Origin of the sequence: Pseudomonas sp. efr-133-TYG-5, from assembly GCF_030209175.1 — a bacterium.
Lineage (GTDB): Bacteria > Pseudomonadota > Gammaproteobacteria > Pseudomonadales > Pseudomonadaceae > Aquipseudomonas.
In genome coordinates, this window is the sequence record NZ_JARVSM010000010.1 from 306,108 (window position 1) to 314,040 (window position 7,933).

6 protein-coding genes and 1 pseudogene are annotated in these 7,933 nt (G+C 62.6%); 5 read left to right on the forward strand and 2 right to left on the reverse strand.

All coding sequences use genetic code 11. The features are described 5' to 3' along the window. The first annotated feature begins 89 nt into the window (after positions 1-89). Complete coding sequence (gene pyrF, locus QRN70_RS27585; protein ID WP_285420992.1) at positions 90-788, forward strand: orotidine-5'-phosphate decarboxylase; 699 nt, start codon at positions 90-92, stop codon at positions 786-788. A 66-nt stretch (positions 789-854) separates the two neighbouring features. Here pyrF and QRN70_RS27590 read toward each other — a convergent pair whose 3' ends face one another. Beyond that, positions 855-1,859, reverse strand: coding sequence for an NADP-dependent oxidoreductase (locus QRN70_RS27590; RefSeq protein WP_285420993.1), 1,005 nt, complete (start codon positions 1,857-1,859; stop codon positions 855-857). A gap of 239 nt (positions 1,860-2,098) precedes the next feature. On the opposite strand from QRN70_RS27590, the gene QRN70_RS27595 reads away from it, so the two are divergent. The 4 genes and pseudogenes from QRN70_RS27595 to QRN70_RS27945 all read left to right on the forward strand — a co-directional run bounded on the left by QRN70_RS27595 (position 2,099) and on the right by QRN70_RS27945 (position 6,515). Beyond that, a complete protein-coding gene (locus QRN70_RS27595; protein WP_285420994.1) occupies positions 2,099-2,860 on the forward strand; it encodes an SDR family oxidoreductase in 762 nt (253 codons plus the stop codon). 193 nt (positions 2,861-3,053) lie between these two features. Further along, positions 3,054-4,439: an aminotransferase-like domain-containing protein gene (locus tag QRN70_RS27600; RefSeq protein ID WP_285420995.1), complete on the forward strand. Its 1,386-nt coding sequence runs from the start codon at positions 3,054-3,056 to the stop codon at positions 4,437-4,439. A gap of 147 nt (positions 4,440-4,586) precedes the next feature. Next, positions 4,587-5,654, forward strand: a pseudogene (locus QRN70_RS27940) (HAMP domain-containing protein); the annotation flags it as partial. Then, positions 5,652-6,515 carry a methyl-accepting chemotaxis protein gene (locus QRN70_RS27945; protein ID WP_502941684.1) on the forward strand — a complete coding sequence of 288 codons (864 nt, stop codon included), beginning with the start codon at positions 5,652-5,654 and terminating at the stop codon, positions 6,513-6,515. The pseudogene QRN70_RS27940 and the gene QRN70_RS27945, both read left to right, overlap by 3 nt. A gap of 216 nt (positions 6,516-6,731) precedes the next feature. Here QRN70_RS27945 and QRN70_RS27610 read toward each other — a convergent pair whose 3' ends face one another. Beyond that, positions 6,732-7,490, reverse strand: coding sequence for a hypothetical protein (locus tag QRN70_RS27610; protein ID WP_285420997.1), 759 nt, complete (start codon positions 7,488-7,490; stop codon positions 6,732-6,734). Between the last annotated feature and the right edge of the window lie 443 nt (positions 7,491-7,933).

A 7,933-nucleotide genomic window follows, 5' to 3' on the forward strand; every position in this document is an offset into this window, starting at 1 on the left:
GGCGGCACGATTTACCGATCATCGGGTGCCGCGCCGCCACCGGTTCCGCTACAATGCGCGCCGATTTCGACTTGCCTGAGAGCCCACCCATGTCCGCCTGCCAGACTCCTATCATCGTCGCCCTGGATTTCCCTACTCGTGACGCCGCGCTGAAGCTGGCCGACCAGTTGGACCCGAAACAGTGCCGGGTCAAAGTGGGCAAGGAGCTGTTCACCAGCTGCGCCGCAGAAATCGTCGGCACCCTGCGTGACAAAGGCTTCGAGGTGTTCCTCGACCTGAAATTCCACGACATTCCCAACACCACCGCGATGGCGGTCAAGGCGGCGGCCGAGATGGGCGTGTGGATGGTCAACGTGCATTGCTCCGGTGGCCTGCGCATGATGGCGGCCTGCCGTGAAGAACTGGACAAGCGCAGCGGCCCGCAGCCGCTGTTGATCGGCGTGACCGTGCTGACCAGCATGGAACGTGAGGATCTGGCCGGGATCGGCCTGGACATCGAACCGCAGGAGCAAGTGCTGCGTCTGGCCGCTCTGGCCGAGAAGGCCGGGATGGACGGCCTGGTCTGTTCGGCGCTGGAAGCCACCGCGTTGAAAGCCGCGCATCCGTCGCTGCAACTGGTGACGCCGGGTATTCGTCCGGCGGGCAGTGCCCAGGACGACCAGCGCCGCATTCTGACCCCGCGTCAGGCGCTGGATGCCGGTTCCGACTACCTGGTGATCGGCCGTCCGATCAGTCAGGCGGCGGATCCGGCCAAAGCGTTGGCTGCCGTCGTCGCCGAGCTGGCATAAGCAGCGTACGAAAACCCGTGGGGGCGAATTTGCCCCCACGGGTTTTTTATCGCCTGCACCAAGGGCTCAGACCTTCAGCACCAGCTTGCCGAAGTTCTCGCCGCTGAACAGTTTCGTCAGCGTCTCCGGGAAGGTCTCCAGCCCGTCGACAATATCTTCCTTGCTCTTGAGCTGCCCCTTGGCCATCCAGCCGGCCATTTCCTGGCCGGCGGCGGCGAATTGCGCGGCGTAATCCATGACCACGAAGCCTTCCATCCGCGCCCGATTGACCAGCAGCGAGAGGTAATTGGCCGGGCCCTTGAGCGCTTCCTTGTTGTTGTACTGGCTGATGGCGCCGCAGATCACCACGCGGGCCTTGAGGTTCAGGCGGCTCAGCACGGCGTCGAGGATGTCGCCGCCGACGTTATCGAAATACACATCGACGCCTTTCGGGCATTCGCGCTTGAGGCCGGCCACGACGTCCTCGCTCTTGTAGTCGATGGCACCGTCGAAACCCAGTTCATCGATGAGGAACCGGCACTTGTCGGCGCCACCGGCAATCCCCACCACGCGGCAGCCCTTGAGCTTGGCGATCTGCCCGGCAATGCTGCCCACTGCGCCAGCCGCGCCGGACAGCACCACGGTGTCGCCGGCCTTGGGGGCGCCGACGTCCAGCAGGGCAAAGTAAGCGGTCATGCCGGTCATGCCCAGTGCCGACAGATAGCGCGGCAATGGCGCCAGTTGCGGATCGACCTTGTAGAAGCCGCGCGGCTCGCCAAGGAAATAATCCTGCACGCCCAGCGCACCGTTGACGTAGTCCCCGACCGCGAACCCCGGGTTGTTCGACGCGATGACTTTGCCTACGCCCAGCGCACGCATGACTTCACCGATGCCGACGGGCGGGATGTAGGACTTGCCCTCGTTCATCCAGCCACGCATGGCCGGGTCGAGGGACAGGTATTCGTTCTTGACCAGAATCTGTCCGGCCGCCGGCTCGCCGACCGGGACCTCCTGAAAGGTGAAGGTCTCGCGGGTCGCGGCGCCCACCGGGCGTTTGGCGAGCAGGAACTGGCGATTGGTCTGGTTGGTCATGACAGGCACTCAAGCTGAATGAAACCTTGTTGATAGACCTTCGTTGCCAATGCCGCAAGCACGGCTGACCCGGCGAATGCAGGCTGATCCAGTGCGGTGATAGTGCGTGCCGGGTGTTTATCACTGTGATTCATGGCTGGGCAAACGGCCATTTGATAGTGCTGCCGTGGGGCAGGGCGCTGTGGCTATGCTGTAACGGTGAAATTCCCCCCTGCTTTCATTCGTTCGAGGACATAACAATGAGCATGACGTTTTCCGGCCAGGTCGCCGTAGTCACCGGCGCGGCCAACGGTATCGGCCGCGCGACCGCCCAGGCATTCGCCGCCGAAGGTCTGAAGGTGGTGGTGGCCGATCTGGATACCGCCGGGGGCGAGGGGACCGTAGCGCTGATTCGTACGGCCGGCGGTGAAGCGACCTTCGTCCGTTGTAACGTGACCGTCGAAAGCGAAGTGAAAAATCTGATGGATGAGGTGATCAATACCTACGGCCGTCTGGACTACGCCTTTAACAACGCCGGCATCGAAATCGAGAAGGGCAAACTCGCCGAAGGCTCGATGGACGAGTTCGACGCGATCATGGGAGTCAACGTCAAGGGCGTCTGGCTGTGCATGAAGTATCAGTTGCCCTTGCTGCTGGCCCAGGGTGGCGGTGCGATCGTCAACACGGCCTCGGTGGCCGGCCTCGGCGCAGCACCGAAAATGAGCATCTACGCGGCCTCCAAGCACGCGGTGATCGGCCTGACCAAGTCGGCCGCGATCGAGTACGCGAAGAAAAAAATCCGCGTCAATGCGGTGTGTCCGGCGGTGATCGACACCGACATGTTCCGTCGTGCCTATGAAGCCGATCCGAAGAAGGGCGAATTCGCCAACGCCATGCACCCGGTCGGGCGGATCGGCAAGGTCGAGGAGATCGCCAGTGCGGTGCTTTACCTGTGCAGCGACGGTGCCGCGTTCACCACCGGGCATTCGCTGGCCGTCGACGGCGGCGTGACCGCGTTCTGACGCCAGGCGGGTTGGTCTTCGCAAAGCCCGCCCTCGTGCGGGCTTTTTATTTTTGCGGCAGCCGCTCCGCGCTCGGCCGGCGATTGTGTTTCAAATGTTTAGAACTCGCGGTTTTGACGGCGTTGTCGCACAGCCTGATCGAGCCGGCTGTGATTTACTGCCGCCAGCAAAACGAACAGGAGTTTGCTTGCTCATGGAATTGAGAATTGATCGACAGGCAATGGTGCCGGTCGTACAACAGATTGTTGATGGCTTGACCGAGTGGATCCAGCAAGGCGACTTTCCCCCGGCCACGCGCCTGCCCTCGGTTCGCCACATCGCGCGGTGCAATCTGCTCAGTCAATCGGCGGTGTTCGAGGCCTGCGAGCGGCTGGTGGCGCAGGGCATTCTTGCCGCTCGCCAGGGCTCGGGGTTTGTCGTCGCCAGCGCTGCCCGGCCGCTCAGGGATTGCGATGCGCTGCCATGCACCGGCCGCGAGCCGTCTGGTGAGGCGGGCGGGGCGCTGTCACTGGGTGGCGGCAGTCTGCCCGAGAGCTGGCGTGAACCCGATGACCTCAGCTATGCGATCCGTCAGGTGGCGCGCACGGACATGACCAGCCTGTTCGGCTACAGCACACCGCTGGGGCTGCCGGTGCTGCGGGCGCAGATCGTCAAGCGCCTGAAACAGCTGGATATCAACTGCACCGGCGAACACCTGCTGACCACCGCCGGCGCCAGTCATGCCCTGGACCTGATTGTGCGGACCCTGTTCCGCGCCGGCGACTGCGTGGTGGTGGAAACGCCGGGCTATGCGCCGCTGTTCGAGCTGTTGCGCCTGCATGGCGTGCGCATGCTCGAAGTGCGCCGCACGCCGAGCGGGCCGGACACCGATGCCCTGGAAGGCCTGCTGCGACAGTTCCGCCCGGCGGCGTTGTTCATCAACAGCCATCACCATAATCCCACCGGCAGTTGCCTGACACCCGCGGTGGCCCAGCGCATCCTGCAATTGAGCAGGCAGCATGATCTGCGCCTGATCGAGGATGATGTCTACGCCGACCTGCACCATGGCGGCGGGGTACGCCTCGCCGCGCTGGATGACGCTGAGCGGGTGATCTACGTCGGCAGTTTCTCCAAGACCCTGAGCAGTTCGCTGCGGGTCGGCTTCGTTCACGCCGATGCCGGCATTGTCGCGCGCCTGGCGCAGGTGAAAATGATCAGCAGCCTCGGCGCATCGCGCTTCTGCGAAGCGGTGCTGGCCAACCTCTTGGCCAGTGGCGCCTATCGCAAGCTGGTGCAACGCCAGCGCCAGCGCTTGAACGCCGACCGGGCGGCAGCGTTGCAGGCGCTGGAAGACGCCGATTGGGAGGTGTTCGGCAAGCCGACCGGCGGACTGTTCATCTGGGCCCGCTCGCCTTCTGGCGATGATCTGCGCCTGCGCCGTCAGGCCCAGCGCTGCGGGGTGTCGTTGCCGTGCTCGACCACGTTCAGCCCCAGCGGCGAGGCCAGTGACTGGCAGCGCATCAACGTGGCCTATGCCTGTGATCCCCGGGCCCGGCAGTTCTTTCGCAGCAGCACTTCGGATCGACCTCAAGTGTTCTGAAAACGACGCGACCGTAGCTTTTTGCCATTATTCCGACGCCAGAGACTTGTGCTGCTTCATGGCCGTTGCGACTCTTCGTCAACAGACAATGGCAGGGGACTACGCGCAATGATTTCGGCCATGCAAGGACGTTTTGCCAACCTCGGTATGGCAAAAAAACTGGGTATCGGGTTTGTGCTGGTACTGCTCTTGACCGCGTTGGTGGCAGCCATCGGTGTCTGGTCCCTGCAAACCATCAGTCAGCGCTTCGACGGCCTCAAGCAGATGTCCTCGCTCAACAGCGGTTTGCTCAAGGTGAGATTGCTGGAGCAGGACTATGCCCTGCACGGCAACCCGAAAACCGCCGATGCCCTGCACGAAGGGGTGGACGGGCTGATTGCCCTGGCCAACCAGCTCAAGGCGCAATCCTCGGCGAATGTGCCGGTGATGAACGATGTCGAGCAGTCGCTGGGCGCGTACCGCAAGGCGTTCGATGAGTTCGTCTCGCTGACCCAGGCCAAGGATCTGGCGCTGGAAATGGCCAGTTGGTCGGTGTCCAGCGTGGCCAACAACCTTGACGTATTGCAGGCCGGGCTGGCGGACGACGGTGCGTATACCCTGAAGGACACCGAAGGCAAGGATGGCGCGCAGTTTATCGAGCAAGCCAGCCAGGTCAGCCAGGTTTCCCGGCTGATGCTGCAAGCCATGAACGAAGCACGTGTGCGCCTGGATCAAAGCCGCAAGGGCGATGCCGACAGCGCCGGCAAAGGCAATATCGAGCAGGCGGCGCAGGCCCAGGCGCAGGCCGAACAGTTGAAGTCGACCGTCAAGGACGAGGGTTACCTGACCGTGCTCAACGAGGTGTCCGGGCATATCGCCGGGTTCAACGACAAACTCGCCGAGTACACCGGGTTGCTGGCGCAGGAAAAAACCGTCTACGAGCAATTGCATCAGCGCGCTGCCGAAGTGGTGGAGCGGGTCGATCAGGCCTATGTCGCGCAGGACGCGGCGATGCAGGCCGAACTGAAAAAGAACTCGGTGCTGATTATCGGCTCGTCGGCGCTGGCGCTGCTGGTCGGCTTGATTGCGGCATGGCTGATTACTCGCTTGATCGTCGCGCCATTGCGCAGCGTGATCGAGGTTGCGCAGCGGATTGCTGGCGGTGACTTGAGCGCTACGATCGAAGTGAACCGACGCGACGAGATCGGCCAGTTGATGCTGGCCATGCAGCAGATGGGCGCGGGGTTGAGCACCATCGTCAGCGGTTTGCAGGCCGGTATCGAGCAACTGGCAAGCTCGGCGCAATCGCTGTCGGCGGTAACCGAACAGACCAACCTCGAAGTCAGCAGCCAGAAGGAAGAAACCGAGCAGGTCGCCACGGCCATGAACCAGATGACTGCGACCGTGCATGATGTCGCGCGTAATGCCGAAGAGGCGGCGCTGGCGGCGCAGACCGCCGATGACAAGGTCGAGAGCGGTCAGCAGGTGGTGCGCCAGAGCATGGCGCGGATCGAGCAACTGGCCGATTCGGCCACTTCGGCCAGCTCCAGTATCGAAAGCCTCAGCGCCGAGATCCAGAACATCGGCACGGTCCTCAGCGTGATCAAAAGTGTGGCCGAGCAGACCAATCTACTGGCACTCAACGCCGCCATCGAGGCGGCGCGGGCCGGGGAGCAGGGGCGCGGCTTTGCGGTGGTCGCCGATGAAGTGCGGGCGCTGGCGCGGCGTACCCAGCAGTCGACCGAAGAAATCGAACGCCTGGTCAGCGCCTTGCGTGCAGCGGCGCAGGCATCGGTGCAGCAGATTCAGAGCAGTGGCGAGTTGGTGAAACTGGCGGTCAGCGATGCGCTGCAGACCGAGAGCGCCTTGGGCAGTATTGCCACGGCGGTTTCCCTGATTCAGCAGATGAATCAGCAGATTGCGGCGGCGGCCGAAGAACAGAGTTCGGTGGCCGAGGAAATCAACCGCAGTGTCACCAGTATTCGCGCGAGTGCGGATCAGTCGTCGCTGGCGATGCAGGGGAATGCGGCTTCCAGTGTCGAACTGGCGCAGTTGGGGGGCGAGTTGCGGGGGATGGTGGGGCACTTCCGGCTTTGATCCGGCCTGTGTTCAAACCGCGTCGCCGCGGGTGCCGTCGCGCAGGTATGCAGCTTTTGCAGGCGCCGGCTCGCTGGCGATAGCGTCATGCCGGCCAACGCCTTCCCCGCAGCGCTACGCCGAGCTGCTGGAGGTGCCACAGGCTGCGATCTTTTGCCGCCGCTATCGGCAGGCCAAAAAAAACCACCTTGCGGTGGTTTTTTTCGGCTTCGGCAATCAGTCGTAGATCACTTTCTTCTTCCAGTCCGCATCGGCTTCGACATCTTTGAGGCCGGCGGTCAGCTGGTTTTCTTCGCCCTCGACCGGGGCGATCTTGTCCATGACCTGGGCGTTGGCGCGGGCGAGGAGTTTTTCCAGGTATTGCAGTTGTTCGGCGTAGATCTGCGGGTCCTGCTGTTTGCGCAGGTATTGCACGCCGCGTTCGAAGGCGAGGCGGGCCTGGCCCGGCTGGTTCTGTTGCAGGGCGTGCTGGCCGAGGTTGTTGAAGAATTCGATATGCAGCAGGACCAGGATGTGGCGGACTTCACGAATCCAGTGCTTGGCCTCGTTCGGAAGCAGGAAGCCGTCCTGGGTGGCGCGGGTGATCTGGCCGTGCAGGGCTTCCAGAAGGAAGCGGACGTCCTTGGCCTTGGCTTCGGTCTGGATCGGCGCTGGCGGGTTGTTGACCGGGATGGATTCACCCTGGGCGACCAGAGCGCTCAGTTCGGTGATGCGGGCCTTGGTGGTAGCGCTGGTCTTCTCCAGGTTCAGCAGGCGCTGGCAGACGTTCAGTTCGAGGCGGGTCAGCAGCAGCTTGAGGGCCGGAGTCATGAACTGGCCGGGGAACGTCTCGGTGAGCTCGCCGCAGCGGCGCAGGCGGTCGTTGAGTTCGACCTTGGTGCGGGCCTTCTCCAGCTTGTTGTTTTCCACCACATGGTTCATGTAGCCAATGGCGATCAAAATTGCGATCCCGGCTATGACTAGCAGGGTGATCATGAGTGGTGTCACCGGTAAGACCTCTTTATAGGGTTCGCGTGCGAGTGTAGTGGCTCGGCCTATAGGAGCCTAGCGCCGCTCGACGGGTTTGGATCGGCGAAGCTGAATCTGTATCGGCCGCGGGCCTGCTTATATAAATGCTGGCGCTTGGGGTGCAGATTGCCATCACCTCTGCGGTGGACTATAGCGCCTTGGCGAGTGGCGGAATATAGGCGTCAATCGTCGGGCAGCGGAAAAGCCCGAATGGCCGCGCAAAGCAGGTCGAAGTCATTGATTTAAATAAATTTATATCAGGGGGTTGACGACCTCCCAATCCATCCATAGAATGCGCGCCACTTGCAGCGTAAAGCACACAGCGAAACGCAGCAGGGAGTGAATGTTGTAGTGTGTCCCCTTCGTCTAGTGGCCTAGGACACCGCCCTTTCACGGCGGTAACAGGGGTT